The sequence below is a fragment of the Siccibacter colletis genome, from assembly GCF_025914095.1.
Taxonomy (GTDB): Bacteria; Pseudomonadota; Gammaproteobacteria; order Enterobacterales; family Enterobacteriaceae; genus Siccibacter; species Siccibacter colletis.
This window is the reverse complement of sequence record NZ_CP074352.1, coordinates 1539792-1565769: the sequence shown is the minus strand read 5'-3', so window position 1 is coordinate 1565769 and position 25978 is coordinate 1539792. Positions and strand designations below refer to the sequence as shown.

Below are 25978 nucleotides of genomic sequence, written 5' to 3'. Positions count from 1 at the left end.
GAAATGCCGAGGTGTTTTTTAAAAGATACTATATTTATTGTTATATTAAAACCCTGTTATGCTCGCTCGTAGCCATGCATGGCTATTTTATGTAGTGGTTCTTATGCACCTGCATGCCAAATGCAACAGCTCGCCATTACTGGCGGGAAACTGTTAAAACGACCCTTGAATCACCACGCTTTTAACAGCCACCTCAGAGTAATTTAATATGACTTAAAGAAGGTGCACATGAGCTGTAGGCATTATCCCGAAGAGTTTACAATTGAAGCGGTAAAACAGGTTGTTGAACGCGGTCATTCTGTTTCCAGCGTGGCAACACGTCACGTTATTATCCCACAGCCTTTATGCATGGATAAAGGCGTATGAGCCGGATTCTTCCACCAATAAAATTCTATCAGATAACGGCTCCAGAAGGAGCTAAAGCGGGTTACAGACGAATGGGACATATTAAAAAAAAGCCGCGGCGTACCTCATAAAGCTGTCCGACTTAGGTATGCCTTTATCCGTTACAGCACATGACATGTTGGAGCAACCACGCTCCGGTAGATGGCTTTGGTATGCTAACGCACAGTCAACGCTAATGTCCGCTCCTCGCTCAAAGCAAACAGCCCTTACTCTTAACCCCGGTTAATGCCATGTGAACATTAACCGGTGATTACTCCGGACGTAATGTCCACGCTTCGTTCAGTCGTGGCACTGGCTTTCCAGCCATTCACCGACGACGGGCCACAATTTATCCGCACATCGCGCACGGAAAAAACCCATGTGGCCAATGGCCGGAAGCTCAAACTCCGCGTGCCGTATCTCGCGGCGTTCGATTTTTGCTTTATGCACTGGCTCCATTAGCCGCGTGATAGCTTCAGAATTAGCCCAGGGGTCATCATCAAAACCCATCACCAGCACGGGTAACGTTATTTCACTTGCCCGCTGGCGTGCATCCCAGTCTGGATCGTCGTAGAAGTAACCTGGCATTGCGCTCCAGCGCCCCCACTGAAGCATCACGGGTGCCGGTAGATCTTCTCCCAGCCCCAGGAGCCGGGCAGGCATGTACCCGAAGATACGGCAAAGAACCGGGGCCAGAACACGCAGCAAACACCAGACACGCAGCTTCTCTGTTGTCTGTTTTATTGTGCTCGTCACGCCAGCATGTGAGGCTACGATGACGGCGGCCTGCAGGGCGTGGGTGGCTGACGAAAGCAGAACGGCATGCCCTCCTACACTGTGCCCTACCGCCAGCAGGCTAAGATCGGGGAAATGAGCTTTAGCCCATGCGGTTATGCATCCAACGTCCTGCTCTATCCAGTCTGACATTGAAACGCTGCAGTTACGGACTATCCCTGACGTTGAACGGCCAGTACCCCGATAATCGTAAGTGAGGACATTGAATCCCCTGTTAAAAAGGTACTCCGCGAATCCCTTATAAAACCCCTGCACAACCGCCGTTGCCGGGTGAAGGATAACCGTCGCTTTGGCATCGCTTCTTTCCCACATCGTGGCAGCCAGAAACCCGCCTTCATTTACCGGTACTATTATCGAATTCATTCGTTGAGCCTTAGCATATGGTCATACCAGTGACATCTGAATTCACTCTAGTCTTTACGAACACATCTGGCGATTTTTTGTTTTGAAACCTGACGGCCATGCACCCATTACGCAGCGCATAAAAAAAGGACCGCTGGCGTAAACCAGCAGTCCTCTGCATCCCGCATTGTTATTTCTGTTGCACTATGCCGGTATCACAACCCTTTCAGCATCCTGTCGACATACTCCGGCACCACGCTGCTGGCCAGTCCGTAATGCTTTTCGTCGAAGTCGCTGTTCACCTGGCTCGGTTCGAGGTTTAACTCGACGGTGTGCGCGCCCTGTAGTTTGGCTTCATGCACGAAGCCGGCCGCCGGATAGACGTGGCCGGAGGTGCCGATGGCGATAAACACGTCTGCCATAGCGATGGCGCTGTAGATCTCATCCATGCCGAGCGGCATCTCGCCGAACCACACCACGTGCGGGCGCAGCGGCTGCGGGAACTGGCAGCAGTGGCACTTGTCTTCCGGGGTGATGTCCCCGGTCCACTCCAGCACCTGGCCGCTCCAGTCGCAGCGCACTTTTAATAGCTCGCCGTGCATGTGAATCACATTTTTATTCCCGGCGCGCTCGTGCAGGTTATCGATATTCTGCGTCACCAGCAGAAAACGATCGCCCAGCTCCGCCTCTAACTGCGCCAGAGCATGATGCGCGGCGTTAGGCGCGATTTCAGCCTGCTGCAGCTGGCGGCGGCGCGCGTTGTAGAACGCCTGAACCAGCTGCGGGTTGCGCGAAAAGCCTTCCGGGGTCGCCACGTCTTCAACGCGGTGCTCTTCCCACAAGCCGTCTGCGGCGCGGAAGGTGCGAATACCGGACTCCGCGGAGATGCCCGCGCCGGTCAGTACGACAACTCTCGGTTTTTCCATCACTTCGGGTACCACCGTGTCTCTGAAGAAAATACGCTGACGCAACCGGTCGCGCAGCCTACGTTTATTTTTCTTGAAACGAATCAGACGGTGCGAACGACGCGATTGCATATCTACCTCAGTTTACTCGGTGAGATGAAGGAATGCCGCACCGCGCATTCCTCCGGCATCGCCGTGGCGCGCCCGCGCAATGCGCGGAACCTTTGCCACCGGCAGTAAGGCGCGTGGCAGACGCGACGGCAGGGCTTCAAACAGCGCATCAAAATGAGAAAGCCCGCCGCCGATCACCACCAGATGGGGATCGAGAATGGTCAGAATATTGCCCAGACAGACTGCCAGCAGATCGAGCCAGCGGTCAACAAACGCCCGCGCGCGTGTATCGCCAGCCTGCCACAGGGCGACGATCTGCTGCGCATTATGCGGCTGCGCGTAGTAGTGCTGCCACAGCCAGGCAAAGCCCGGCCCGGAGAGATAGCCTTCGATACAGCCGCGCTGCCCGCAGCCACAGGGGCGAAGCGGCACGTCGGCGCCGAGCGCGTCGAGTGCGTCAACCGGCAGGCGGGTATGGCCGAACTCGCCGGTGATATAGCTGCGCCCGGAGACCGGCTTGCCATTGACGACCAGCCCGCCGCCCACGCCGGTGCCGAGGATCAGGCCCATCACTACCGGCAGGTGGCGGAACTCATCATCCCAGGCTTCGGAGAGGGTAAAACAGTTGGCGTCGTTATCGACCCGTACCTCGCGTCCAAGACGGTCGCTGAGATCGGCCATGAAAGGACGACCGCTGGCAGCAGGCAGATTGGCAGCATAAAGCGTGCCGTCGTCGGTCTGCGGCATGCCGGGAATACCGACGCCAACGCTGCCCGCGGCACCAAAGCGCGTATCGGCCTCGGTCACCAGCCCGGCAATGGCATCGAGAAACGCACGGTAATCGTCGTGCGGCGTGGCGATGCGGCGCTCCCATTGCAAACGGCGGGCGTCATCATAGACGCCGAGGGCAATTTTGCTGCCGCCGATATCGAAGCCGTAGTACATCACCCCTCCCGTGATTACTGTCCGCCGCTCAGCACGCGCGCCGGATCGATGCGGCTGGCGCGTCGCGCCGGGTACCAGCTGGCAATCAGGCTCAGGACCAGCGCGGTGAGTAACACGTAGACCACATCCAGCCAGTGCAGTTCAGACGGCAGGAAGTCAATGAAATAGATGTCGCCCGACAGGAACTGATGCCCGGTGGCGCGCTGAATCGCATTGATAATGGTGGTCAGGTTAAAGGCCGCCAGCACACCGATAATCACGCCGATTACACTCCCCAGTAATCCTGCCAGCAGCCCGTACCAGACGAAAATGGCGCGGATCAGCCCGTCTTTGGCACCCAGCGTGCGCAGCACCGCGATGTCGCTGCTCTTGTCCTTCACCGCCATTACCAGCGTCGAGACGATGTTAAAACAGGCAACGCCGATTACCAGCACCATCGCCAGATACATAATGGCGCGGATCATCTGGATATCGCGATACATGTAGCCGTAGGTGCCGATCCAGCTCTTGATGTAGACGTAGGCGTCGGTCACCTGGCCGGCGTCACGCACCAGCTTGTTGGCGTTAAACACGTCCTGCACTTTGATGGCGATGCCGGTCACGCTGTTGCCCATATCGAGATACTGCTGGGCATCCGCCAGCGGCACCATCGCGAAGCTGTGGTCGAGCTGGCCGCTGAGCTGCAGAATGCCGGCGACGTGCAGGCGCACGCGTTTCGGCTGCAGCAGCTTGTGCTCGCTGTTGGCGTTCGGGATCATGATGGTCAGCCAGTCGCCCTGCTTCACTTTCAGCGCGTCGGCGACGCCTTTACCAATGATGATCTGCTGTTCCCCGGCTTTGAAGCTGGCCCAGGCGTTGTTCTGCACAAACGAGGGCAGCGCGCTGAGACGGGTCTCCTGCGCCGGGTCCACACCTTTTACCTGGATGGCGCGCAGGTTGACGCCGCTCTCCACCAGTCCGGTAAAGTTGACGTACGGCGCGGCGGCTTCAATGCCCTTCACCTGCTCGATGCGGCCAAGCACGTCCTGCCAGGCGTTGAACGGCTGCTCTACCGGCTCAATCTGCCCGTGCGGCACCACGGCGAGAATGCGGTTATTCAGTTCGCGCTCAAAACCGTTCATGGCGCTCAGGCCGACGATCAGCACCGCCACTCCCAGCGCAATGCCGATGGTGGAGATCACAGAGATAAGCGACACCATGCCGCTGCGGCGGCGTCCGCGGCTAAAGCGCAGGCCGATTAAAAGCGAAAGCGGAGACGCCATTACTGCGCCCCCATCAGGGTCAGTTCAGCATTCAGATGGCCGTCGCGCATCTCCAGCTGGCGCTGCATGCGTTTTGCCAGCTGCAGGTCATGCGTCACCACAAGGAAGGCGGTGCCCTGGGTGCGGTTCAGCTCGCCGAGCAGTTCAAAGATGCTGTCGGCGTTGCGGGCGTCGAGGTTACCGGTCGGTTCATCCGCCAGCACCAGCCGCGGGTTATTCACCAGCGCACGGGCGATAGCCACGCGCTGCCGCTCACCGCCGGACAGCTCGGACGGGCGATGGCTGCTGCGATGATCAAGACCCACTGCACGCAGCATCTCCAGCGCGCGCGCTTCCGGCTGCTTGTGCTTGCCAATCAGCAAGGGCATCGCGACGTTTTCCAGCGCGGTGAAGTCCGGCAGCAGGTGGTGGAACTGATAGATAAAGCCCAGCTCGCGGTTGCGCAGCTCGGCTTTCGCTGCCGCTGACAGCGAGCTCATCGCCTGGCCGTTAAAGATCACATCGCCGGACGTCGGCGTGTCCAGCCCGCCCAGCAGGTGCAACAGGGTACTTTTCCCCGAGCCGGAGCTGCCGACGATAGCCATCGTCTCCCCGGCGGCGATGCTGAAGCTCACGTTGTGCAATACGTCGGTCTGCACCTTACCTTCCTGGTAGCGTTTGCACAGGTTGTCGCACTGTAACAGCACAGAATTACTCATAACGTAAAGCCTCAGCGGGTTGGGTGGCGGCAGCGCGCCATGACGGGTAAAGCGTGGACAACAGGGCGATGGCCATCGCGGCCAGCGCGATCCCCACCACCTGCAAAGGTTCAATAGCCACCGGCAACGCCGCGCCATCCAGCAGCGCGCCGATAATCGGCATCAGGTTGTTAAGCTGGCTGGCAAGCAGTGCGCCGAGCACCGCCCCGAGCAGCGCGCCGACGATACCGGCGCTGGCGCCCTGGATCATAAACACCGCCATGATCTGGCGGCGGTTCAGCCCCTGGGTTTGCAGAATGGCAACTTCGCCCTGCTTCTCCATCACCATGAGGCCCAGCGAGGTGATGATATTAAACGCGGCGACGGCGATGATCAGGCTGAGCAGCAGGCCCATCATGTTCTTCTCCATGCGTACCGCCTGGAACAGCTCGCCCTTGCGCTCGCGCCAGTCTTTCCACACCGTGCCCTCCGGCAGGGTCTGCTGGCTCAGCTCGTCCACCTTCAGCGGTTCGTTAAGCCACAGACGCCAGCCAGTGATGTTCCCGGCCGGATAGCGCATCAGGCGCGAGGCGTCCTGAATGTTGACCAGCATCTGGTAGCCGTCCACTTCGCTGTTGGCGGCAAACGTACCCGCTACGGTGAACAGACGCTGGCTTGGCAGACGTCCCATCGGCGTAAACTGGCTGGCAGATGGCACCATCACGCGGATCTGATCGCCACGGTTCACCCCAAGCTGGCCCGCCAGCTGTTCGCCGAGGATGACGTTGTATTTACCCGGTGCCAGCACGCTTTGCTGGACGTTGCTGAGATAGGGGGTAAGCGGGTCGCGCTGCGCCGGGTCGATGCCAAGCATCACGCCCACCGACACGTTGCGGGCGCTCTGCAGCACCACATCCCCGGTAGTGAGCGGCGCGCTGCGGCTGACGCCCTGAAGGTTCAGGCTGTCTGCCGGACGCTGCTGGGGATTAAGAGAGCCGGAGGGCGACGTAACGATGGCCTGGGGCATCAGGCCGAGAATGTTGTTTTGCAGTTCGCGTTCGAATCCGTTCATCACGGAAAGCACCGTGACCAGCGCCAGTACGCCCAGCGTGATGCCGATGGTCGACAGCCATGAGACGAAACGACCGAAGCGGTCAGCTGCGCGGCCCCGCATGTAGCGTAAGCCAATGAATAAAGCGACAGGTTGGTACATGAAATCCGTCTTAAACCGTGTGCAAAGTGACTGGCAAGTATATAAGCGTAACCGGATTAAGTAAATGAAACGCCATTTCCAGGCCGACACATTCCTTAACAGAAAAACCCGAAAAATCAATTTGATATCATTTGTGATTGCGACAAACCCGGCGGCGTATCCGCCTTTCTGCCACCCTGCGGTTTTTCCTGAAATCGCCCAAACGGTGCAAAACCAGATTGATTCCGATGACCAATATATCCTTAGCCGCCAGGCTATAGGCTGTAATTGGCCAAAAAACGGGTGCGCGTTTTCGCATGAAACAGAAGCAACAAAAACAGTTATGGATTAACCAGATCAAAGGGATGTGTATTTGTCTGGTGGTGGTGTATCACTCGGTGATCACTTTCTACCCCAACCTCATGGGGCTTGAGAATCACCTGGCAATTATGGTGTCGAAGGCCTGGGTCTACTTTAACCTCTACCTCGCGCCGTTCCGCATGCCGGTCTTCTTCTTTATCTCCGGCTACCTGATCCGCCGCTATATCAGCGAGGTTCCCTGGAAGCAGTGCCTCGATAAGCGCGTGCTGAGCATCCTGTACGTGCTGATCCTCTGGGGAGCGGTGCAGTGGTTCGGCCTGCTTCATCTGAATGAGTGGCTGGCGCCGCAGCGTGACATCAGCGACATCAGCAACGCCGCCTACGCGGAATCCCCCGGCGAGTTTCTGGTGGGCATGCTCACCGCAAGCACCAGCCTGTGGTATCTCTATGCGCTGATCGTCTACTTCATCATCTTTAAGGCGTTTTACCGCTTCCGGGTGGCGCTGTTCGTGGTGCTGGTCGGGCTGAGTATCGCTATCAACTTCCTGCCGACGCCGTGGTGGGGGTTGAACAGCGTGATCCGCAACATGCCGTATTACAGTCTGGGCGCGTTCTTTGGCGGGCCGCTCATCGAGAGCGTCAAGCAGTGGCGACCGCGCCGCCTGCCAATCTTCGCGCTGCTGGCGGTGGCTTCGGTGCCGTTCTACTTCCTGAACGTGCCGCTGTTTATCTCAATGATATCAATTGTGGCGATCATGAAGGTGTTTTACCTGTATGAGCAGTGGCGTGGCGCGAACGAAAACTCCCTGTTCAACATCATTGGCTCGAATACCATCGCGGTTTACACCACGCACCGCATTCTGATTGAAGCGATGAGCCTGGTGCTGGTGGCGAAGATCAACCAGAAGGCGTTCAGCGATACGCTGCTGCTGGCCCTGCTGCTGACCTATCCGTTTATCAGCCTCGCACTCTGCACGCTGGTGGGACTCGCGGTACGCAAGTTCTCCACCACCTTTGTGAAGGACGCCCTGTTCTCTCCGCCTAAACCGCTGACGCTCAATTCCGACGCGCGTTAACCTCACAGCCCCGCATTTGCGGGGCTGACTTTGTCGCTTCCCGCTACACTGTTGACCGTTACTGCTTTCTGATTTGCTAATGTAAAGCGATGACGGATAATAATGAGCACGCCATCGCGCGCCGCCTTCTCCGTCACGCGAACTAAAACAAGCGAGAACCTGACACCGTCTATGCCTGAACAATATCGTTATTCCCTGCCAGTGAAAGCCGGCGATCTGCGCCAGCTGGGTCAGCTAACCGGCGCAGCCTGCGCAACCGAAGTGGCGGAAATTGCCGAACGTCATGCCGGCCCGGTGGTCCTCATCGCCCCGGACATGCAAAACGCCCTGCGCCTGCACGACGAAATCCAGCAGTTCACCGACAGCATGGTGATGAACCTGGCGGACTGGGAAACGCTGCCCTATGACAGCTTCTCGCCGCACCAGGAGATCATCTCCTCGCGTCTGTCGACGCTCTATCAGCTGCCGACGATGCAGCGCGGCGTGCTGATCATGCCGGTCAACACCCTGATGCAACGCGTCTGCCCGCACAGCTATCTGCACGGCCACGCGCTGGTGATGAAAAAGGGCCAGCGCCTGTCGCGCGACGGCCTGCGCGCCCAGCTCGACCAGGCCGGTTACCGCCACGTTGATCAGGTGATGGCACACGGCGAATACGCCACCCGCGGCGCGCTGCTCGATCTCTATCCGATGGGCAGCGAGCAGCCCTACCGCATCGACTTCTTTGATGACGAGATCGACAGCCTGCGCCTGTTCGACGTCGACAGCCAGCGTACGCTGGAAGAGGTTGAGGCCATTAATCTGCTGCCCGCCCACGAGTTTCCTACCGACAAAGCGGCTATCGAACTGTTCCGCAGCCAGTGGCGCGACCGCTTTGAGGTCAAGCGCGACGCGGAGCACATCTATCAGCAGGTGAGCAAAGGCACCCTGCCCGCCGGGATCGAGTACTGGCAGCCGCTGTTCTTCAGCGAGCCGCTGCCGCCGCTGTTCAGCTATCTGCCGAAAAATACCCTGCTTGTCAGCACCGGTGCGCTGGAAGCCAGCGCCGAGCGTTTCCAGAGCGATGCCCGGGCGCGCTACGAAAACCGTGGCGTGGACCCGATGCGTCCGCTGCTGCCGCCGGAACTGCTGTGGCTGCGTACCGATGAGCTGTTCGCCGAGCTGAAGCACTGGCCGCGCATGCACCTCGCGCACGAGGCGCTGGCGGAGAAAGCCGCCCATACCAATCTTGGCTATCAGACGCTGCCGGACCTGGCGGTACAGGCGCAGCAGAAATCACCGCTGGACGCCCTGCGTCAGTTCCTGGAATCCTTTACCGGGCCGGTGGTGTTCTCGGTAGAAAGCGAGGGGCGCCGCGAGGCGCTGGGGGAACTGCTGGCGCGTATTAAGGTGGCTCCGAAACGCATTCACCGCCTCGATGAAGCCACGGGCAATGGCCGTTTCCTGATGATCGGGGCGGCGGAGCGCGGCTACATTGATACCCTGCGTAACCTGGCGCTGATCTGCGAAAGCGATCTGCTGGGCGAGCGCGTAACGCGCCGTCGCCAGGAGAGCCGCCGCACCATCAACCCGGATACGTTGATCCGCAACCTCGCCGAGCTGCACCCCGGCCAGCCGGTGGTGCATCTGGAGCACGGCGTCGGGCGCTATGCGGGGCTGACCACCCTTGAAGCGGGCGGTATTACCGCTGAGTATCTGATGCTCACCTATGCCAACGACGCAAAGCTCTACGTGCCGGTGTCGTCCCTGCACCTCATCAGCCGCTATGCCGGTGGCGCGGAAGATAATGCGCCGCTGCATAAACTCGGCAGCGATGCCTGGACGCGCGCACGGCAGAAAGCCGCGGAAAAAGTGCGCGACGTGGCCGCCGAGCTGCTGGATATTTACGCCCAGCGCGCGGCTAAAGCGGGCTTCGCCTTTAAGCATGACAAAGAGCAGTATCGCCTGTTCTGCGAGGGTTTCCCGTTCGAAACCACACCGGACCAGGCCCAGGCCATCAATGCGGTGCTGAGCGACATGTGCCAGCCGCTGGCAATGGACCGGCTGGTGTGCGGCGACGTTGGTTTCGGAAAAACCGAAGTGGCGATGCGCGCCACTTTCCTCGCCATCGAGAATAACAAGCAGGTGGCGGTGCTGGTGCCGACCACGCTGCTGGCGCAGCAGCACTTCGATAACTTCCGTGACCGCTTCGCCAACTGGCCGGTGCGCATTGAGCTGCTGTCGCGTTTTCGCAGCGCCAAAGAGCAGGCGCAGGTGCTGGAGCAGGCTGCCGACGGCAAGGTCGATATTCTTATCGGCACCCACAAGCTGCTGCAGAGTGATGTGAAGATGAAGGATCTGGGGCTGCTGATCGTCGATGAGGAGCACCGCTTCGGGGTGCGCCACAAGGAGCGGATCAAGGCGATGCGCGCCGATGTGGATATCCTCACTCTTACCGCCACGCCGATCCCGCGTACCCTCAATATGGCGATGAGCGGCATGCGCGATCTGTCGATTATCGCTACCCCGCCGGCTCGCCGTCTGGCGGTAAAAACCTTCGTGCGCGAGTACGATAACCTGGTGGTGCGCGAGGCGATCCTGCGTGAGGTGCTGCGCGGCGGTCAGGTCTACTACCTGTTTAACGACGTGGAAAACATCCAGAAAGCCGCCGAGCGGCTGGCGACGCTGGTGCCGGAAGCGCGTATCGCTATCGGTCACGGCCAGATGCGCGAGCGCGAGCTGGAGCGGGTGATGAATGATTTCCACCACCAGCGCTTTAACGTACTGGTGTGTACCACCATCATCGAAACCGGGATCGATATCCCGACCGCTAACACCATTATCATCGAGCGCGCCGACCACTTCGGGCTGGCGCAGCTCCACCAGCTGCGCGGGCGCGTCGGACGCTCTCATCACCAGGCATACGCCTGGCTGCTGACGCCGCATCCGAAAGCGATGACCAGCGATGCCAAAAAACGCCTTGAGGCCATCGCCTCGCTGGAAGATCTGGGCGCGGGCTTTGCGCTGGCGACCCATGACCTCGAAATTCGCGGTGCCGGTGAGCTGTTGGGTGAGGATCAGAGCGGTCAGATGGAAACCATCGGCTTCTCGCTCTATATGGAGCTGCTGGAAAATGCGGTCGACGCGCTGAAAGAGGGCCGCGAGCCGTCGCTTGAGGATCTCACCAGCAGCCAGACTGAAGTGGAGCTGCGGATGCCGGCCCTGCTGCCGGAGGACTTCATTCCAGACGTCAATACGCGCCTGTCGTTCTACAAGCGCATCGCCAGCGCGAAGCAGTCTGCGGAGCTGGAGGAGCTGAAGGTGGAGCTGATCGACCGCTTCGGGCTGTTGCCGGACGCGGCGCGCAACCTGCTGGATATCGCCCATCTGCGGTTGCAGGCCCAGCAGCTTGGCGTACGGAAGATCGAGGGCAATGAGAAAGGCGGCATCATTGAGTTCGCGGAGAAAAACCATGTCGATCCGGTGTGGCTGATCGGTCTGTTGCAGAAGCAGCCGCAGCATTTCCGCCTCGACGGCCCGACCCGTCTGCGCTTTATGCAGGATCTGAGCGAGCGTAAAACCCGCATGGAGTGGGTACGTAACTTTATGAACCAGCTGGCGGAAAACCGCGCCGCGTAACCTGATGCGCACCCGTTCTGCGGGTGCGCTGCTTCACCTTTACAAACCCTTTCAAAGCGCCTGGATTTCCCTACACGGGCACCCGCCATAATTTATCTTCTATAAACAATAATTAAGCCCAATCTTTCTGGGAGATAAGGGTCATGATGAAAACTGTGCGATCGTCACACTGGCTGGCGACATTAACCCTGGCCGCGGTAGTAGCCTTAAGCGCCCTGCCCGCCCGGGCCAATACCTGGCCGCTGCCGCCAACCGGAAGCCGTCTGGTGGGAGAAAATGCTTATCACGTGGTGGAAAACGATGGCGGCTCGCTGGAAGCGATTGCCAAAAAATATAACGTCGGTTTTCTGGCGCTGCTGCAGGCCAACCCCGGCGTTGACCCCTATGTGCCACGTGCTGGTAGCGTGCTGACCATTCCGTTACAGACGCTGCTGCCGGACGTGCCGCGCGAAGGGATTGTGATTAACCTCGCCGAGCTGCGCCTCTATTACTATCCGCCGGGCAGTAATCAGGTGACCGTCTACCCTATCGGCATCGGCCAGCTCGACAGCGACACGCTGACGCCAACCATGGTCACCACCATCTCGGACAAGCGCGCTAACCCGACCTGGACGCCGACCGCGAACATTCGCGCCCGCTATAAAGCGAAAGGCATCGATCTGCCCGCCGTGGTTCCCGCCGGGCCGGATAACCCGATGGGGCACCACGCTATCCGCCTGGCGGCTTACGGCGGCGTCTACCTGATCCACGGCACCAATGCCGACTTCGGTATCGGGATGCGCGTCAGCTCGGGCTGCATTCGTCTGCGCGACGGCGATATTGCCGCCCTGTTCAGCGCGGTGAAACCGGGCACGAAGGTCAACATCATTAATACGCCGATTAAAGCGTCCGTAGAGCCGGATGGACGTCGCCTGGTGGAGGTGCATCAGCCGCTGTCGAAAACGCTGGAAGACGATCCGAAGACTCTGCCGATCGTGCTTAATGCGGCGATGACAGCCTTTAAAGACGATGCGGCCACCGACGCTGCGACCATGGAACATGCCATGGAGGTGCGCTCAGGGATGCCGGCTGACGTTGCCGCCCACCACCCGGAAAGCCCTGACCAGACGATTTAAGTCTGAAAACAAAAAAGCCCTGCGATTGCAGGGCTTTTTTTCAGGCATAAACAGCGGGCGAATTACTTATTTATAGATAACCGCGGTGCCGTGCAGGGTATTCGGACCGGTCACAGAGGTGATGCGGAAGGAGCTTGCGCCCATCTCTTCAGCTTTCTGTGCCAGCTGATCTTCCAGTGAACCCAGGTTGGTACCTGCGGTTGCGGAAATGGTGCCAACCGCCTGCTGATTCGCCGGGGTGGACTGAACTTCTACCGCAGCGAAGCTTGCGAAAGAAAGTGAACTTAACAGCGCGGCAGTAAACAAAGCAGTAATGGTTTTCATGTGTGTAACCCTTTTTGCAGATGAAAGAATGTCGTTAATCAATTAACTTAACGATCGATAAACAAATGATAGATGTGATCGTGGTCACACGTCAACCTAATTTTATAATGAGCATTAATTAAATTCAAAAAGATAATTTATTCATATAGATAGCGCTCAATTATTTTCCGGAATTGAGGCTGGAACCGGACGGATAAACTTGCAATAATGAATGACACATCATCAACAGGGGTTAACGGCACTATGAATACTGACGCACCACAATGCGCAAAAAAAAGCCGTGGCCGACCAAAAGTGTTCGACAGGGAAGCCGCGCTTGATAAGGCCATGACACTCTTCTGGCAGCACGGCTACGAAGCGACGTCGCTCTCAGACCTCGTGGAAGCGACCGGGGCGAAAGCGCCGACGCTGTATGCCGAGTTCACCAATAAAGAGGGGCTGTTCCGCGCGGTACTCGACCGCTACATTGCCCGCTTTGCCGCAAGGCAGGAAGCCGAGCTGTTCGGCAGTGATAAAACGCTGGCGCAGGCGCTGGCTGATTATTTCTCTGCGGTCGCGACCTGCTTTACCAGCAACGATACGCCGGCGGGCTGCTTTATCATCACCACTTCAGCAGGGCTGGCCGCCTCGTCTGAGCAGGTCGCCTGTACCATTAAGGCACGTCACGCGATGCAGGAGCAGACGCTGGTGCGTTTCCTCGATGAGCGCCAGCAGCAGGGTGAGTTACCCGGCGACTGCGACACCCAGGGTCTGGCACGCTATTTAGCCTGCCTGCTGCAGGGCATGTCGGTCAGCGCGCGCGAAGGCGCCTGTTTCGATACCCTGCATAAGGTCGCTGATACCACACTGCATATTCTGCCCGAGCTGATCCAGGCTTACCGCCCGCGTTAACCCTGTAGTCATCAGGGAATTGATAATCTGAAGTTATCTTTCGTGCTCCGCTACCGGAGCACGAATTTTTTGTGCCCTTTCTGCTTTTGCCCGTAAACCCGCCTCTGGACTGGCTCCAGCCTTTTGATAGCCTAAGGCTATCTCAACAATCGCCAAAACCTATTAAATATATTTTGATGGTTAACTATGCTTTTAAGCAGCTGATGATTATTTCACTGCTAACGAATCATTATTCAGGATGAGACAGGAAGAATATCGTCAGGAAGACGAGATTAACCGCAGCAAGGGCACCTGAAGTTCCGGGTCTGGCGGTGCTTTAGCCTTTCATTACGGACAACAAGGTTTGCAGTTTGACTATTCACATGCAGAAGGATTATGGAAATGATTATGCTATTACCATTATTTAAGGTGTTAATAGTAATAACATTGTTATTTGGACTCTGGTTGTTATGTGGTGGTTCAGTAATTTTTGCCTTTATTTCTGTTCTGATCACCGGATGCCTGCTTTTCCGCCAGCACAGTCTGATTTAAACGGCGCACTTTGGCCGCAGAGTGCAAAAACCCTTACGTCTGCCGCACCGGCATCCAGGCGTAAGGGTTTTTCTTTATACATAAAAAACGCCCCGCAGCCTGAGCGACAGAGGGGCGAATGCAGAGAACGTCTTTTTTACGCTTTTTTATTCAGGATCAGCTGACCATTGCTGTCGAGCGGGATCTGCGAGCCGGGATCGTTATCCATGCGGATTTTGCCCTGCTGTTCGCCAATGCGGTAGGTCACGTCGTAACCCAGCATTTTTTCTGACTTGTCATAGACTGTTTTGCAGCGCTGCTGGGTGCTGGTGTAGGTGTCGCCTTCCTGCAGTGCGCCCTGCACCTGGTTACCGGCATAGCCGCCTCCCAGCGCACCGACCACGGTTGCCACATCTTTGCCGCGGCCACCGCCGAACTGATGACCAATCACCCCGCCCGCGACGGCGCCCAGCACGGAACCCGCAATACGGTGCTCATCCTGCACCGGGCGGCGATGGGTGACGGTGACGTTGCGGCACTCCTGACGCGGCGTCTTCACGGTCTCTTTAATTGGCGTGGCGGAAACCACCTGCGCATACTGCGGGGAACGGTCAAACACATTCAGGCTGGCGACCGCAGCCACCCCCAGTGCGGCGGCTACGCCGATGCCGATACCGGCTAACATTGATTTATTCACAACAGAACCTCCTGCTTGCGCTAATGGTCATCATTCTGCAACCGACAGGGTGTAGTGGCAAATAAGAAACAAGCGTAAAAATGCGAGAATATGTGGAAAAAGACGCGTTTAGGAGAACTCCTATGCGTCACAGCAGTCCAGGCGGGATTTTGTGCTTTAAGCCCTGCCCTTTGCAGGACAGGGCTTATCGGTCAGTGCAGCTTGAGTCGCGGACGGATCACGCGGTTGATGCTGCCAACCAGCATCATCAGACCGGTTTTCATGTAACCGTGCAGCGCGATCTGATGCATACGGTAGAGCGAGATGTAGACGATACGCGCCATCCGCCCTTCCACCATCATTGAACCGCGCATCAGGTTACCCATCAGGCTGCCCACGGTAGAGAACTTCGAGAGCGACACCAGCGAGCCGTGGTCTTTATAGACGTAAGACTTCAGCGGCTTGCCTTTGAGCTGCGCCAGGATATTGGCCTGAGCGCAGGACGCCATCTGGTGTGCAGCCTGCGCACGCGGCGGCACGAAGCCACCTTCCGGACGGGCGCAGGAGGCGCAGTCGCCAATCGCGAAGATATCCGCATCGCGGGTCGTCTGCAGCGTCGGCTCCACCACCAGCTGATTGATACGGTTGGTTTCGAGGCCGCCAATCTCTTTCATAAAGTCCGGCGCTTTGATACCCGCAGCCCACACCATCAGATCGGCTTTGATGTACTCGCCCTCTTTGGTGTTCAGGCCACCTTCATCCGCGCTGGTCACCATGGTATTGGTCAGCACGCGCACGCCTAGCTTGGTCAGCTCGTTATGCGCGGCGCTGGAGATACGCGGCGGCAGCGCCGGCAGAATACGCTCGCCCGCTTCCACCAGCGTCACATTCAGCGCCTCGTTGGTCAGCCCTTTGTAGCCGTAGCTGTGCAGCTGTTTCACCGCGTTGTGCAGCTCTGCGGACAGCTCCACCCCGGTGGCGCCACCGCCGACGATAGCAATATTGACTTTGCCGCTGGCGCCGAGGTTAGCCGAGTACTTCAGGAACAGGTTGAGCATCTCCTGATGGAAGCGGCGCGCCTGGTGTGGGTTATCGAGGAAAATGCAGTGCTCTTTCACGCCCGGCGTGTTGAAGTCGTTGGAGGTACTTCCCAGCGCCATAACCAGCGTGTCGTAAGGGATTTTGCGTTCGGCGACCAGCAGTTCGCCCTTCTCATCGCGCAGCTCGGCGATGGTGAGGGTTTTGCTTTCGCGATTGATGTCCACGACGGAACCGAGCTGGAACTGGAAGTGGTGATTGCGGGCATGCGCCAGATAGCTCAGCGCGTCCACGCCCTCATCCAGCGAACCGGTCGCCACTTCGTGCAGCAGCGGTTTCCACAGGTGGCTGTGGTTGCGATCCACCAGCGTGACTTTGGCTTTTTTACTGCGACCGAGCTTATGCCCGAGCTGGGTTGCCAGCTCCAGCCCGCCGGCACCGCCGCCAACAATGACGATCTTTTTTAATGGCGTAGTCAACATGACCCCCTAAAATATTAACCAATTGTTAAGTTAAAGTTATAAAAATAACCCTGAATTAACAATGGTTTAGATACCTTAAATTTGTTAACACCGTTGAGAATAGCACGTCAGGTGCATTGGTCATACCAAATTTGACGTGCATCAATAATTATCGCTTAAAAGATAGACAGTAGACTAAAAAGGAGTTTCTGAGAGGCAAAAAAAGAAACGGGCCAGCGCAGGGCTGACCCGTTGTTGATCACGCCAGGCCTTAGCCCAGGGTTTTGAACGCCTTAATACGCTGCAGATGGGGCGAGATATTCTTGAACTTGTGGCCCTGCTCCTCATCCCAGACAATTTCATAGTAGTGATGCAGCAGCGAGGCGGTGCGCTGGCTATCGAGCGCCTCATCCTGGCGCGAAAGGATGGTCATGCAGCGATCGCGATTCTTTTCACGGAAGTTTTCCACGCACTTGGTCGCGATATTGAGATACTCCTCCGGACGGTCGATCTTGCCCTCCATGTTTTCCTCGGGAAACAGATTCGGATTGAAGATCACCTGGCGCATGTCGCACAGAAAGCCGATGCGTTCGGCCCAGAAACCGCCCAGCCCGACGCCGCAGATCAGCGGGCGATCGTCGACATTGAGCTGAAGCATTTTGTCCACTTCGCGCAGCAGGTGCTGCATGTCGTGCTTCGGATGCCGGGTGCTGTAGCTGATAAGCCGCACGTCCGGGTCGATGAACTGCAGCTGCAGCACTTTCTCGTGGTTACCGGGGCTGTTCGAGTCGAAACCGTGTAAGTAGATAATCATCGCTTCCTCACCATATCAACCGGGCCGTCAGGCAGGTTTCACCGGGTGGACTTCGCCGTTTCCCAGCGCTCATGCAGCTGCGTCAGCGCTGCGTTTGCCGCCTTCCAGCGCGGGGACGACATGAGTTCCTGACGGGTAAATGAGCCGGTATGATACAAATTTGTAACACGCTCAGCGTTGATCGCCGACAGGTTATCCAGCACGCTTACCGCACCCTTACGATTATTGCAGACGAGGATCATATCGCAACCCGCGTCCAGCGACGCCTGACCACGCTCGGCATAGCTGCCCATCACCGCCGCCCCTTCCATCGACAGATCGTCAGAGAAGATCACGCCGTTGAACCCCAGTTCGTTACGCAGAATGGTTTGCAGCCAGTACGGCGAACCGCTGGCCGGGCGCGCATCGGCTTCCGGATAAATAACGTGGGCCGGCATAATCGCATCGAGCTTGTTGTCGCTGATCAGACGCGTAAATATCGACATATCGTGGCGGCGGATGGTATCCAGCGGGCGCGGATCGACGGGCGTCTCTTTGTGTGAATCCGCCGTCACCGCGCCGTGGCCTGGGAAATGCTTGCCGGTGGTTTTCATCCCGGCTTCATGCATGCCATCGATAAAACGCGTTGCCATCGCCAGCGCCTGAGCGGGTTCATCATGCCAGGCGCGCTCGCCGATAGCGGCGCTGATATGGCCGACGTCAAGCACCGGGGCGAAGCTGATGTCGATGTCCTGGGCAATCATTTCGCAGGCCATCAGCCAGCCGGCTTCGTGCGCCAGCCGCCCTCCCTCTTCCGCGCCCAGCAGCGCCGCGAATGACTGCGCGGCAGGCAGACGCGTAAACCCCTCGCGGAAACGCTGGACGCGCCCGCCCTCCTGATCCACGGCGATCACCAGACGATGGCGCGACGCGGCACGGATCTGACGTACCAGCTCACGCAGCTGCGCCGGATCGTGATAGTTACGGGTAAACAGGATCAGCCCGCCCACCAGCGGATGATGTAAAATTTCACGCTCTTCGGCATCCAGCTCAAAGCCTGCCACATCCAACATTACCGGACCCACATCCACCTCTCTCTGTTACCTCGCCCGCGCCTGGCTCCAGGCCTCATCCGCGAGGGCGATAAATTGTTGTTCCTGCGTCTGCTGAAAGCGCTGTTCGTACCAGCCAGCTATCAGCATCTCTACCCACGGCTGCCAGCGGCGCACCTGGCTGCGCAGCGCAGAGGCATCGATACCGCTTAGCTGCGCATAGTGTTGCGTCAGCGCATCACGCACTGACGCGTCGGCCCACACCGCCGCCAGCTCCAGCGCGACATCGCCGTCGCCGGCGTATTCCCAGTCAATCAGGCGCGGCGTATCGCCCTGCCACACCAGATTGCCGGGATGAACATCCATATGCAGCGGCCTGAGGCGTAGCGGCCTGGGTTCCCCCTGCCGCGCCAGCGCGCGCAGGCGGCGTAGCCAGAACAGCGTTCGCCGCTGCGGAGCACTGGTCTGCCAGTAGTTTTGCAGCAGCGGCAGCAGCGTGATACGCCAGCCGAAGCGGGGTTGCCGGTGCAGATGATACAGTAACGCGGCGAGTTGCGGCACGGGGGGGAGCGAGGTTTTCACCTCGCCCGGCAGATAATCGAGCATCAGCCAGTCCCCCTCGCGGCACCAGACGTGCGGCGCGATGTCGGCAGGCAGCTGGCGCAGCGCCCGGTACTGGCGCGCGAATGCGGCACGGGTGACGAGACTGGCATTGCGCTGCCGCACCAGACGCTGGCCCTGCGGGGTGTCCACCAGCACGCTGCTGCCGCTTAATCCCCGGAGCGCAGATAGCGAACCGGCGGCTTGCGCCGCCGGAAAGTGTCGTGTCAAAAACGCATCCAGCGATGCATCACTGGGTTTGTTGTACTGCACCTTTACCTGACCAGATGATTTCGCCGGTTTGTACCAGCATCAGCTGCATCTGCAGCGTCGGGGCGTTGACGTTGCCAGTCGCGCTGCTGTACAGCACGTACTGCGCGCCCACGTTGCGGGCAATACCAATGGCTTTACTGCGCGAGCCGAGGCTGTCCTGAGCGGAGAGGCCGAGCTGCTGTTTGGCCTGCGCCAGCTGCTGCGCGGAGACCAGGGTAAACTTGCCGTTATTCCCGAGCGCGCCGTGCAGCGCTTCGGTCGCCGGACCGCTCTGCAGCGAGCCGTTGGTACGGTTGTTGACGCTATCCACCAGCAGTACGCTGCCCGCGTTCACGCCGTCGGCCTGGAGCATTTTGCCAACCATCGGCTGCATCGCCCCGTTCCAGTCGTAGTGACGCACCTTCGGTTCCGGAGTGGTCGGCTGCGGCTGTTCGGTGATCGGACCCGGCTGAGACGGCACCGGCGGGATCTCAGGCACGCCAGGCAGCGTCTGCTGCGGCGGCTGTGGTTGGGCAGTGCCGGGGCCCGCCTGATCGACCGGCGCAGGCTGCTGTTCGCCCTGCATAATACATCCCGATAAAAACATCGCTACCGTAGTCAGTAGCGCATAACGACGTAATTCCCTGATCAAGTTTCACCTCTTAGAGATAAAGATAAAGCCGGACTTTCCGCGCGCCCAGATAGTGGGAGCTGGCAAAGACGGATACCCCTGAATGCGCCGGAATGGTCACGGTGCGGGGGGCTTCAAGCGGGTGCATTTCCAGCCCTTTAGCGTCATACCAGTAAAAACGATAGCTCACCGTTACCGGTTTATCTCTTTCATTGTAAATTCTGGATGACGCAGAGGGGGTAATATTTTCGCTGGAATACTCCGGTTTTTCCGCCGTAATGCCTGCTGCCAGCACGGCTGACTCCAGCACCAGCGTCTGATCCTCATTCACCGGGATCTGCGGCGACGAGCCGCAACCGGCCAGCGTCAGAGCAAACAACAGCGCGACGAGGCGTGCAGGCGTCATATCACAGCCCTTTGTGAGACAGCATTGGACCCAGCGCGCGGCCACCCACCAGATGCATATGGATGTGGTAAACCTCCTGTCCGCCGTGACGGTTGCAGTTCATGATCAGACGATAGCCGTCTTCATCAATCCCTTCGTCGCGGGCAATTTTTGCTGCCACGGTGAACAGCCGGCCCAGCGCCTGCTCGTGATCGGCGGTGACATCATTCACTGTGGGAATGAGTACGTTTGGAACGATAAGAATGTGCGTGGGTGCCTGCGGGGAGATATCGCGAAAAGCGGTGACCAGCTCGTCCTGATAAACCACGTCCGCGGGAATTTCGCGGCGGATAATTTTACTGAAAATCGTTTCTTCGGCCATGTGTAATCCCTCTTTTGTAATCCATAGAGTATGAGCGAGATAATCCAGTCCTTTCAACCTTTGACCGGTTTTTCTTTATATGGCCTGCGCTTACTGTTTGCGGGTGTTCTGATTACCGCTCTGGCTAATTCACTCTGACGTTAATCTCCGCCGTTGTTGCTGTTACAGCTCTTACATTTGTTTACAGCGGTAAGACTAATGATTATAGTTCTCATTTTTATTGACACCGGAAAGTTCATTCAGTTATTCGCGATATCTATTCATCAGCAGCAGACGCCTCAGAAGAGAATCGCAATTTAATAACCAGATGCACAGCATCCTTCTTCTTAAGGGTAAAACATGGCTTTTGAAGCAACCCGCGTTCGTGGCTCGTCGCCGGCGTCGCACCTTCCTTCCCTGCTCGCATTAAGCATTGCCGCCGCGCTGACCAGCCAGGCGGTATTCGCGGCACCTAACGATACGATTGTGGTGGATGCGACGTCTGCCAGCGCTCCAGCTGATAACTCTCAGGATTACAGCGTCAAGGTGACCAGCGCCGGTACCAAAATGTCATTGATTCAGCGCGACATCCCGCAGTCGGTGAGCATCATCAGCGAGCAGCGTATGAAGGACCAGCAGTTGAATACGCTGGGCGATGTACTGTCTAACACCACGGGTATTACCGCAAATCAGGCCGACTCTGACCGCGTTTCATATTATTCGCGCGGGTTTGAGATCGATAACTATATGGTTGACGGTATTCCTACCTACTTCGAGTCGCGCTGGAATCTGGGCGATGCGCAGTCGGATACCGCATTGCTTGAGCGCATCGAAGTGGTACGTGGCGCTACCGGCCTGATGAGCGGAGCGGGTAATCCGTCTGCATCCATCAATATGGTACGTAAGCACGCTGACAGCCGTGAATTCAAAGGCAATGTCTCTGCAGAGTATGGCAGCTGGAATAAGCAGCGCTACGTAGTGGACGTACAGTCACCGCTGACAGGAGACGGACGTATTCGTGGTCGTGTTGTGACCGGTTACCAGGATAATGATAGCTGGCTCGACCGCTATAACCAGCAGAAAAAATTCTTCTACGGGGTACTTGATACCGATCTGACCGATGCAACCAGCCTGTCTGTAGGCTATGAATACCAGCAGGTCAATGTCAACAGCCCGACCTGGGGCGGCCTGCCGCGCTGGAATACGAATGGCGGCGCTATTCGCTACGATCGCAGCCGCAGCACCGCACCTGACTGGGCTTACAATGACAAAGACATGAATAAGGTCTTTGTGACGCTGAAGCAGCGTTTCGATAACAACTGGGAAGCGACCCTGAACGGCACGCATACCGAAACCAAACTTGACGGCCGCACCTCGTATATTGACGCCGTACTGGATGAGTCGACCGGCAATCTGGATAGCATTTACGGGCCAGGTTATATGGTGGGCGGTACCGGCTACAACACCGGCAAGCGTAAAGTGGATGCCTTAGACCTGTACGCCAGCGGGCCTTACGAGCTTCTCGGTCGTGAACATCAGCTGATGGTGGGTGCGAACTACAGTAAACAGCACAACCGTTACCTGAACTCCTGGGCAAACATTTACGCTGATGAAGTTGGCAATTTCGGCAATTACAACGGTAACATCCCGGAAACCAACTGGGGCGACCTCGCCCTGGCGCAGGAAGATAAGATCCACATCAAATCTGCCTATACCGCAACGCGTATCTCTCTGGCCGATCCGCTGCATCTTATTGTGGGTGCCCGTTACACCAAATGGAGTACGGACACGCTGACGGAGCATATGGAAAAAAATAACACCACGCCGTATGCCGGGCTGGTGTTGGACATCAACGATAACTGGTCAACCTACGCCAGCTATACCTCTATTTTCCAGCCGCAGACCGTGCGCGACATCAGCGGAAAATATCTGGCACCTATTACCGGTAAAAACTATGAACTGGGTGTGAAATCTGACTGGATGAACAGCCGTCTCACGACCTCCCTGGCAGTGTTCCGCATTGAGCAGGATAACCTTGGCGTCAGCATTGGTCAGCCGATCCCGGGCTCTTCTAACGAAACAGCTTATCGCGGCGAAGATGGCACAGTGAGCAAAGGCGTTGAGCTGGAAGTTAACGGCGCACTGACCGATAACTGGCAGATGACCTTTGGTGCCACCCGCTACGTTGCTACAGACAGCGAAGGTAAGGCGGTTAATGCCGACCTGCCGCGTACCAGCGTGAAGTTGTTTACCAGCTATCGCCTGCCGATGCTGCAGGATCTGACGCTGGGTGGTGGCGTGAACTGGCAGAACCATACCTATTCTTATGTCAGCACTGGCTTCGGCACGTTCCGCGCCGATCAGGGTAGCTATGCACTGGTAAATCTGTTCGGTCGTTATCAGGTCACCAAAGAGCTTTCTGTCCAGGCGAATCTGAACAACCTGCTGGATAAAAAGTACGACACTAACGTGGGCCAGTCTTATATCTACGGCGCGCCGCGTAACTTCTCGCTGACCGCGAACTACAGTTTCTGATAGTACCGCGTAACGAATTAAGGGAGCCTGATGGTTCCCTTTCTTTTTGTCTGGACATCAGCGCCCTGCTCTCAGCACGGTTCTGTGGCAGTGATGGCACGTAAACCTGCCCTGTGGCCGGAACAGCGCTTAATACAACGCCGCCCATAAAAAAGGGAGGCCATCGGCCTCCCTTAGTCTCCCCAACCTTTATGGCTTAGCTGTTACGGATGTACTCATCCATTTCCGTTTTCAGGTTATCGGATTTAGTACCGAAGATAGCCTGAACACCGGAACCAGCAACCACCACACCTGCCGCACCCAGCTTTTTCAGGCCGGACTGGTCAACTTTAGCCACGTCGGCCACGCTGACGCGCAGACGAGTGATACAGGCATCAAGGTTAGTGATGTTCTCTTTGCCACCGAAAGCAGCAACCAGAGCCGGAGCCATTTCACTGGTCGCGCCTGCTTTGGCATCTTCCGTCGCGTCTTCACGACCCGGCGTTTTCAGATCCAGCGCTTTAATCAGCACGCGGAACACGGTGTAGTAGATGGCCGCGTAGCACAGACCCACAACCGGGAACAGCCACAGGTTACTGCCGTTACCGCTCAGCACCACGAAGTCGATCAGGCCGTGGGAGAAGCTGGTACCGTCACGCATACCCAGCAGGATACAGATCGGGAACGCCAGGCCAGCCAGTACCGCGTGGATCACGTACAGGATCGGCGCAACGAACATGAAGGAGAACTCGATCGGCTCTGTGATACCGGTCAGGAACGAGGTCAGCGCCGCGGAGATCATGATCCCGCCCACTTTCGCGCGGTTCTCTGGTTTAGCAGAGTGCCAGATGGCGATAGCGGCAGCCGGCAGACCATACATTTTGAACAGGAAGCCACCGGAGAGTTTACCTGCGGTCGGGTCGCCTGCCATGTAACGCGGGATATCACCGTGGAACACCTGACCGGCAGCGTTGGTGAATTCACCAATCTGCATCTGGAAAGGTACGTTCCAGATATGGTGCAGGCCGAACGGCACCAGGCTACGCTCGATGAAGCCGTAGATACCAAACGCGACTACCGGGTTCTGATAAGCAGCCCACTGGGAGAAGGTCTGGATAGCGCTACCCACCGGCGGCCAGATGAAGGACAGCAGCACGCCCATGATGATAGCGGTCAGGCCGGAGATAATCGGCACAAAGCGTTTGCCCGCGAAGAAGCCCAGATACTCAGGGAGCTTAATACGGTAGAAACGGTTGAACATGTAAGCTGCGATAGCACCCGCGATGATACCGCCCAGCACACCGGTATCAGCCAGGTGTTGTGAGGCGATCTCTTCAGCCGGTAAGTGCAGCACCAGCGGCGCAACCACCGCCATGGTTTTCACCATGATGCCATACGCAACGACCGCGGCCAGGCCGGATACGCCGTCGTTATTGGTGAAGCCCAGCGCCACGCCGATGGCGAAGATCAGCGGCATGTTGGCGAACACGGAACCGCCCGCTTCCGCCATCACATGGGAAACCACTGCTGGCAGCCAGCTGAAGTTAGCGGAACCGACGCCCAGCAGGATACCTGCGATAGGCAGTACGGAGACCGGCAGCATCAGCGATTTACCCACCTTCTGCAGGTTAGCAAATGCATTCTTGAACATAATTGAGAGTGCTCCTGAGTATTTGTGCTTTTTTTACGCTTATCACGCATTGCCTGTGGGGAGAAACAGGCCATAAAACAGGGCATCTGAGCGCCCTTTATTTATTACGCAGAGTAAAATAAATCGCGTTTTTTTTGTTTGACGGTAGTCACGTTTCAGCAACCACCCTCAGAAAAAGTTAAATTTCTTTACAATCTGACGCTTAAGCAGGCCGCGAAAACAGCTTCACCGCCTGGATTTTGGCGGTGAACTCTACGCGCTTCACTACTTAATTACGAGCAATAAAATAATTAGGCTATTGGCTATTTTGCAGGCGGGACGGGTCGATATGAAACAGCGTGGCAAAGTTATGCGTGGTTGCCGATGCCAGCTCTTCCAGCGAAACGCCTTTCAGTACCGCCATATATTCTGCCACGTCGCGCACCAGGGCCGGCTGATTCTCTTTGCCACGATGCGGAACCGGCGCAAGGTATGGAGAATCGGTTTCAACCAGCAGCCGGTCCAGCGGCACGTAACGCGCTGCGTCACGCAGCTGCTCCGCATTGCGGAAAGTGACAATGCCTGAAAACGAAATATAGAATCCCATATCCAGCAGCTTGCCTGCGGTTTCCCGATCTTCAGTGAAACAGTGTAGTACGCCACCGCAATCCGTCACCTTTTCCTCGCGTAAAATCGCCAGCGTGTCTTCCCGGGCATCGCGCGTGTGTACAATTACCGGCTTGTTAAGCTCACGTCCAATGCGGATATGGTTGCGGAACGACGCCTGCTGGGTCGCTTTGGTTTCAGGGGTATAGAAGTAGTCGAGCCCGGTTTCACCCATCGCCACGACGCCCTCTTCCGCCGCCAGCCGACGCAGGGTGTCGACCTCATAAGGCTCATCCTGATTGAGCGGATGAACGCCACAGGAGAACACCACGTTGTCGCGCTGCCCCACCAGCTCGCGCATAGCGCTGTAGCCCGGCAGCGTAGTGGCAACGGCGAGGAAAAACTTCACGTCGCGCGCAGCGGCTTTTTCCAGCACGTCACCGACATTTTTATGCAGCGTCTGGTAATCCAGACCGTCGAGGTGGCAGTGGGAATCAACTAAAAACATAAT

Annotated in this window: 23 protein-coding genes and 1 pseudogene; 7 read left to right on the top strand and 17 right to left on the bottom strand. The window is 57.5% G+C overall.

Features of this window, described 5'->3' with window-relative positions; all coding sequences use genetic code 11:
- Positions 1-228 precede the first annotated feature (228 nt).
- Positions 229-507: pseudogene (locus KFZ77_RS07480) on the top strand (transposase); the annotation flags it as partial.
- Between the two features lie 177 nt (positions 508-684).
- Here KFZ77_RS07480 and KFZ77_RS07475 read toward each other — a convergent pair.
- From KFZ77_RS07475 to lolC, 6 genes are all read right to left on the bottom strand, one after another.
- Complete coding sequence (locus KFZ77_RS07475; protein ID WP_264385871.1) at positions 685-1542, bottom strand: alpha/beta hydrolase family protein; 858 nt, start codon at positions 1540-1542, stop codon at positions 685-687.
- Positions 1543-1736: 194 nt separating this feature from the next.
- Positions 1737-2558, bottom strand: coding sequence for a Sir2 family NAD+-dependent deacetylase (gene cobB / locus KFZ77_RS07470; RefSeq protein ID WP_031519951.1), 822 nt, complete (start codon positions 2556-2558; stop codon positions 1737-1739).
- Between the two features lie 12 nt (positions 2559-2570).
- Positions 2571-3482, bottom strand: a complete 912-nt coding sequence (gene nagK, locus KFZ77_RS07465) for an N-acetylglucosamine kinase (protein WP_264385870.1) — start codon at positions 3480-3482, stop codon at positions 2571-2573.
- 14 nt (positions 3483-3496) lie between these two features.
- Entirely contained in the window at positions 3497-4744 is a 1248-nt protein-coding gene (lolE, locus tag KFZ77_RS07460) for a lipoprotein-releasing ABC transporter permease subunit LolE (protein WP_264385869.1), read from the bottom strand.
- Positions 4744-5442 carry a lipoprotein-releasing ABC transporter ATP-binding protein LolD gene (gene lolD / locus KFZ77_RS07455; protein WP_264385868.1) on the bottom strand — a complete coding sequence of 233 codons (699 nt, stop codon included), beginning with the start codon at positions 5440-5442 and terminating at the stop codon, positions 4744-4746. Before lolD ends, lolE begins: the two co-directional genes overlap by 1 nt.
- Positions 5435-6634 carry a lipoprotein-releasing ABC transporter permease subunit LolC gene (gene lolC / locus KFZ77_RS07450; protein ID WP_264385867.1) on the bottom strand — a complete coding sequence of 400 codons (1200 nt, stop codon included), beginning with the start codon at positions 6632-6634 and terminating at the stop codon, positions 5435-5437. The genes lolD and lolC overlap by 8 nt, the downstream gene beginning before the upstream one ends.
- Before the next feature lie 64 nt (positions 6635-6698).
- On the opposite strand from lolC, the gene KFZ77_RS07445 reads away from it, so the two are divergent.
- The 4 genes from KFZ77_RS07445 (at position 6699) to ldtC (ending at position 12743) form a co-directional block, all read left to right on the top strand.
- The gene (locus KFZ77_RS07445) at positions 6699-6965 is read left to right on the top strand and encodes a hypothetical protein (RefSeq protein WP_264385866.1); all 267 of its coding nucleotides are present in this window, start codon (positions 6699-6701) and stop codon (positions 6963-6965) included.
- Positions 6931-8010, top strand: coding sequence for an acyltransferase family protein (locus KFZ77_RS07440; RefSeq protein WP_264385865.1), 1080 nt, complete (start codon positions 6931-6933; stop codon positions 8008-8010). Before KFZ77_RS07445 ends, KFZ77_RS07440 begins: the two co-directional genes overlap by 35 nt.
- Positions 8011-8181: 171 nt before the next feature.
- Positions 8182-11628: a transcription-repair coupling factor gene (gene mfd / locus KFZ77_RS07435; RefSeq protein WP_264385864.1), complete on the top strand. Its 3447-nt coding sequence runs from the start codon at positions 8182-8184 to the stop codon at positions 11626-11628.
- A gap of 143 nt (positions 11629-11771) precedes the next feature.
- Entirely contained in the window at positions 11772-12743 is a 972-nt protein-coding gene (gene ldtC / locus KFZ77_RS07430) for a L,D-transpeptidase LdtC (protein ID WP_264385863.1), read from the top strand.
- A 66-nt stretch (positions 12744-12809) separates the two neighbouring features.
- Here ldtC and bhsA read toward each other — a convergent pair whose 3' ends face one another.
- Positions 12810-13067 carry a multiple stress resistance protein BhsA gene (gene bhsA / locus KFZ77_RS07425; RefSeq protein ID WP_031519963.1) on the bottom strand — a complete coding sequence of 86 codons (258 nt, stop codon included), beginning with the start codon at positions 13065-13067 and terminating at the stop codon, positions 12810-12812.
- A gap of 243 nt (positions 13068-13310) precedes the next feature.
- Between bhsA and KFZ77_RS07420 the strand changes: the two genes are divergently transcribed.
- Positions 13311-13958 (top strand): TetR/AcrR family transcriptional regulator, encoded by a 648-nt coding sequence (locus tag KFZ77_RS07420; protein ID WP_264385862.1) that lies wholly within the window; start codon positions 13311-13313, stop codon positions 13956-13958.
- 667 nt (positions 13959-14625) lie between these two features.
- On the opposite strand, the gene KFZ77_RS07415 is transcribed toward KFZ77_RS07420, so the two are convergent.
- The 8 genes from KFZ77_RS07415 to hinT all read right to left on the bottom strand — a co-directional run bounded on the left by KFZ77_RS07415 (position 14626) and on the right by hinT (position 20738).
- Positions 14626-15165 (bottom strand): glycine zipper 2TM domain-containing protein, encoded by a 540-nt coding sequence (locus tag KFZ77_RS07415; protein ID WP_031519967.1) that lies wholly within the window; start codon positions 15163-15165, stop codon positions 14626-14628.
- 191 nt (positions 15166-15356) lie between these two features.
- The gene (locus tag KFZ77_RS07410) at positions 15357-16661 is read right to left on the bottom strand and encodes an NAD(P)/FAD-dependent oxidoreductase (protein WP_264385861.1); all 1305 of its coding nucleotides are present in this window, start codon (positions 16659-16661) and stop codon (positions 15357-15359) included.
- A 253-nt stretch (positions 16662-16914) separates the two neighbouring features.
- Complete coding sequence (gene ycfP, locus KFZ77_RS07405; protein ID WP_264385860.1) at positions 16915-17457, bottom strand: alpha/beta hydrolase YcfP; 543 nt, start codon at positions 17455-17457, stop codon at positions 16915-16917.
- Positions 17458-17495: 38 nt separating this feature from the next.
- Positions 17496-18521: a beta-N-acetylhexosaminidase gene (gene nagZ / locus KFZ77_RS07400; protein WP_264385859.1), complete on the bottom strand. Its 1026-nt coding sequence runs from the start codon at positions 18519-18521 to the stop codon at positions 17496-17498.
- A gap of 15 nt (positions 18522-18536) precedes the next feature.
- Positions 18537-19361 (bottom strand): thiamine kinase, encoded by an 825-nt coding sequence (gene thiK / locus KFZ77_RS07395; protein ID WP_031519974.1) that lies wholly within the window; start codon positions 19359-19361, stop codon positions 18537-18539.
- A complete protein-coding gene (lpoB, locus tag KFZ77_RS07390; RefSeq protein ID WP_390901335.1) occupies positions 19339-19947 on the bottom strand; it encodes a penicillin-binding protein activator LpoB in 609 nt (202 codons plus the stop codon). The genes thiK and lpoB overlap by 23 nt, the downstream gene beginning before the upstream one ends.
- Before the next feature lie 55 nt (positions 19948-20002).
- Positions 20003-20377 (bottom strand): YcfL family protein, encoded by a 375-nt coding sequence (locus KFZ77_RS07385; RefSeq protein WP_035890898.1) that lies wholly within the window; start codon positions 20375-20377, stop codon positions 20003-20005.
- Between the two features lies 1 nt (position 20378).
- Positions 20379-20738, bottom strand: coding sequence for a purine nucleoside phosphoramidase (gene hinT, locus KFZ77_RS07380; RefSeq protein ID WP_031519979.1), 360 nt, complete (start codon positions 20736-20738; stop codon positions 20379-20381).
- A 339-nt stretch (positions 20739-21077) separates the two neighbouring features.
- Between hinT and fhuE the strand changes: the two genes are divergently transcribed.
- A complete protein-coding gene (gene fhuE, locus KFZ77_RS07375; protein WP_264385858.1) occupies positions 21078-23252 on the top strand; it encodes a ferric-rhodotorulic acid/ferric-coprogen receptor FhuE in 2175 nt (724 codons plus the stop codon).
- A gap of 196 nt (positions 23253-23448) precedes the next feature.
- On the opposite strand, the gene ptsG is transcribed toward fhuE, so the two are convergent.
- Positions 23449-24882 carry a PTS glucose transporter subunit IIBC gene (ptsG, locus tag KFZ77_RS07370; RefSeq protein ID WP_031519983.1) on the bottom strand — a complete coding sequence of 478 codons (1434 nt, stop codon included), beginning with the start codon at positions 24880-24882 and terminating at the stop codon, positions 23449-23451.
- A 295-nt stretch (positions 24883-25177) separates the two neighbouring features.
- Positions 25178-25975 (bottom strand): metal-dependent hydrolase, encoded by a 798-nt coding sequence (locus tag KFZ77_RS07365; RefSeq protein ID WP_031519985.1) that lies wholly within the window; start codon positions 25973-25975, stop codon positions 25178-25180.
- Between the last annotated feature and the right edge of the window lie 3 nt (positions 25976-25978).

Bases quoted from the DNA above. Each gene is read 5' to 3' on its own strand.
- KFZ77_RS07365 (WP_031519985.1), bottom strand. From the start codon at position 25,975: ATGTTTTTAGTTGATTCCCACTGCCACCTCGACGGTCTGGATTACCAG.
- KFZ77_RS07475 (WP_264385871.1), bottom strand. From the start codon at position 1,542: ATGAATTCGATAATAGTACCGGTAAATGAAGGCGGGTTTCTGGCTGCC.
- hinT (WP_031519979.1), bottom strand. From the start codon at position 20,738: ATGGCCGAAGAAACGATTTTCAGTAAAATTATCCGCCGCGAAATTCCC.
- ycfP (WP_264385860.1), bottom strand. From the start codon at position 17,457: ATGATTATCTACTTACACGGTTTCGACTCGAACAGCCCCGGTAACCAC.
- lolC (WP_264385867.1), bottom strand. From the start codon at position 6,634: ATGTACCAACCTGTCGCTTTATTCATTGGCTTACGCTACATGCGGGGC.
- lolD (WP_264385868.1), bottom strand. From the start codon at position 5,442: ATGAGTAATTCTGTGCTGTTACAGTGCGACAACCTGTGCAAACGCTAC.
- lpoB (WP_390901335.1), bottom strand. From the start codon at position 19,947: ATGTTTTTATCGGGATGTATTATGCAGGGCGAACAGCAGCCTGCGCCG.
- fhuE (WP_264385858.1), top strand. From the start codon at position 21,078: ATGGCTTTTGAAGCAACCCGCGTTCGTGGCTCGTCGCCGGCGTCGCAC.
- mfd (WP_264385864.1), top strand. From the start codon at position 8,182: ATGCCTGAACAATATCGTTATTCCCTGCCAGTGAAAGCCGGCGATCTG.
- ldtC (WP_264385863.1), top strand. From the start codon at position 11,772: ATGATGAAAACTGTGCGATCGTCACACTGGCTGGCGACATTAACCCTG.
- KFZ77_RS07445 (WP_264385866.1), top strand. From the start codon at position 6,699: ATGAAACGCCATTTCCAGGCCGACACATTCCTTAACAGAAAAACCCGA.
- KFZ77_RS07420 (WP_264385862.1), top strand. From the start codon at position 13,311: ATGAATACTGACGCACCACAATGCGCAAAAAAAAGCCGTGGCCGACCA.
- KFZ77_RS07385 (WP_035890898.1), bottom strand. From the start codon at position 20,377: ATGACGCCTGCACGCCTCGTCGCGCTGTTGTTTGCTCTGACGCTGGCC.
- nagK (WP_264385870.1), bottom strand. From the start codon at position 3,482: ATGTACTACGGCTTCGATATCGGCGGCAGCAAAATTGCCCTCGGCGTC.
- lolE (WP_264385869.1), bottom strand. From the start codon at position 4,744: ATGGCGTCTCCGCTTTCGCTTTTAATCGGCCTGCGCTTTAGCCGCGGA.
- cobB (WP_031519951.1), bottom strand. From the start codon at position 2,558: ATGCAATCGCGTCGTTCGCACCGTCTGATTCGTTTCAAGAAAAATAAA.
- bhsA (WP_031519963.1), bottom strand. From the start codon at position 13,067: ATGAAAACCATTACTGCTTTGTTTACTGCCGCGCTGTTAAGTTCACTT.
- ptsG (WP_031519983.1), bottom strand. From the start codon at position 24,882: ATGTTCAAGAATGCATTTGCTAACCTGCAGAAGGTGGGTAAATCGCTG.
- KFZ77_RS07440 (WP_264385865.1), top strand. From the start codon at position 6,931: ATGAAACAGAAGCAACAAAAACAGTTATGGATTAACCAGATCAAAGGG.